The organism is Enterobacter sp. SENG-6 (genome assembly GCF_001605945.1).
Lineage (GTDB): Bacteria > Pseudomonadota > Gammaproteobacteria > Enterobacterales > Enterobacteriaceae > Enterobacter > Enterobacter cloacae.
In genome coordinates this window covers 1-1,707 of sequence record NZ_LOMM01000061.1, presented here as the reverse complement: position 1 = coordinate 1,707, position 1,707 = coordinate 1, and the positions used below count along the sequence as shown (strand labels likewise).

Genomic DNA, 1,707 nt, shown 5'->3' with positions numbered 1-1,707 from the left:
CGGGCTGGAGAAAGGGTCATTCTGAGAATGAAGATTCCGACGTTACTAACTGAGTGTTGTATCTAATCGTGGGGGCAGGTCAAAAGCACTCTGGATGCCGAGTAGTGTACCATTTTGGGGGGCTAATTCGGATGACATTGACCGTTTTGTGCAGGATCTAAAAAATATCCTTGAGCAAAAAGACAGCTATGCAAAAATAGCTCTAATACATCAATGTAAAAAATGGGAAGTAAGGTCATACCTAAAAAATATATTCCCATACGGATTATCTACTCCACTAGAGTTGGATCGAGTTGAGTTATTTTTAATCCCTGGAATATTCGGACTTATACAGTACCATGGGCAACCTAATACGGATAGTGGGATTAGTTTGCCAATTGGTTATATGACAAAAGATCCGGATAGAATCAAGTCAATAGAATTATTATTTAAATCCAGAATAGGTGAATTAAATAATTTGGATTGTTCGTGGGGCACTTGCGGAGAGTCCAAATCTCCAGCAACAAGAATAGATCTTCTCCCACAAAACTGGTTAACGAATCCTACGATTCAATGTGCAACCAGGCCTATACTTAGCCTGAATCGCTGATAACGAAGTCAGTTACCATCTCAGGTAACTGACTTATTAGAATATGCTTCATTAAGGAAAGCATATCGTCATGATAATAGCTGTGGATTAGAGGATCTTGTTCTACTTTCAGAGTTAAATGAGGACATCTTTAACGCTTACCAGAGAATATAATGCCATAATTTTAAAGAACTTGATCGCAGAGTTTTGCCCCACAGTATAGCTATTTCCTAGCTGATGTTGAATATGAAAAAATGCCTTTAAAACGGTCCAAAGATATTTGGAATATTCGGCATAATCAATCTGCCAACGAATGAGAACGCTATACGTAAAGACCATTTTACTGGGCATAAGATCACCGTTCTTACTAAGTAGATTTGTAAGTATCCCCATAGGCATATAGTTTTTAGAGTGCGCCAGAATACAATCGAGAGCAGCAAGCCCCTGATTGTAAGGGGTTTCAGTGAACCTTAGCAGACTGTGAGAGATGCTTGAATGGTGCGATAATAGGAACAATACACATAGGCGATAACCTTTGTTTTTGTTGTCTTTTTTATTGTTCATTTTTTATAGATACCCCCAAAAGTACCCCCATATCTTTTTCCGCCCCTGAAACTTGGTTGTTATTCATACAGCATATCAGGCGGTAACGCTCTCCCTTCAACCCGCTTATTGTATGATACCTCTATCCCACAATAAGGAATCAGCCAGCCATGAGAATGACCAACCGCAAAAAAGAGATACTCAGCTACTTTGAACCTGATAGCCTCGATTGGGTTACTGGTGAGATTGGTGCGCCGCCGTTCGATGTGTCGGGCGTGGCCTACCTTCTTCATGGCATGGCGTCGTTCGATAAGCGCCACCAGCTCGAATCAACCCGGCGAACTCTTGAAAGTATGGTTGCTGGTGGGTTGCTTGAGCGTGTGACGGTGTATGAGTCTCGTCAGGTACGGCGCGGCGGTGAGACTAACGCAACGGTCGTGCGTTACGGTTTACCCGGTCATTGTGCTGTTATGCGCGATACTGGCGGCGCTGATAACGCAATATCAGGTGAATATGATCTTGACCCGCCATTTCCGGACAGCTTTTGTATCTTAAGTTAACGATGCCCGCTGCCGCCGGTATTCTCTCGGAGAGTG

2 protein-coding genes are annotated in these 1,707 nt (G+C 42.8%); one reads left to right on the top strand and one right to left on the bottom strand.

Annotated features, from left to right (window positions below):
* Nucleotides 1-703: 703 nt before the first annotated feature.
* Complete coding sequence (locus AX755_RS20440) at nucleotides 704-1,132, bottom strand: hypothetical protein (protein ID WP_062857334.1); 429 nt, start codon at nucleotides 1,130-1,132, stop codon at nucleotides 704-706.
* A 149-nt stretch (nucleotides 1,133-1,281) separates the two neighbouring features.
* Here AX755_RS20440 and AX755_RS20435 point away from each other — a divergent pair, with 149 nt between their 5' ends.
* Nucleotides 1,282-1,671, top strand: a complete 390-nt coding sequence (locus AX755_RS20435) for a hypothetical protein (protein WP_062857333.1) — start codon at nucleotides 1,282-1,284, stop codon at nucleotides 1,669-1,671.
* Nucleotides 1,672-1,707: the final 36 nt, after the last annotated feature.

Coding starts and splice junctions, on each gene's coding strand:
- AX755_RS20440 (WP_062857334.1), bottom strand. CDS start 1,132: ATGAACAATAAAAAAGACAACAAAAACAAAGGTTATCGCCTATGTGTA.
- AX755_RS20435 (WP_062857333.1), top strand. CDS start 1,282: ATGAGAATGACCAACCGCAAAAAAGAGATACTCAGCTACTTTGAACCT.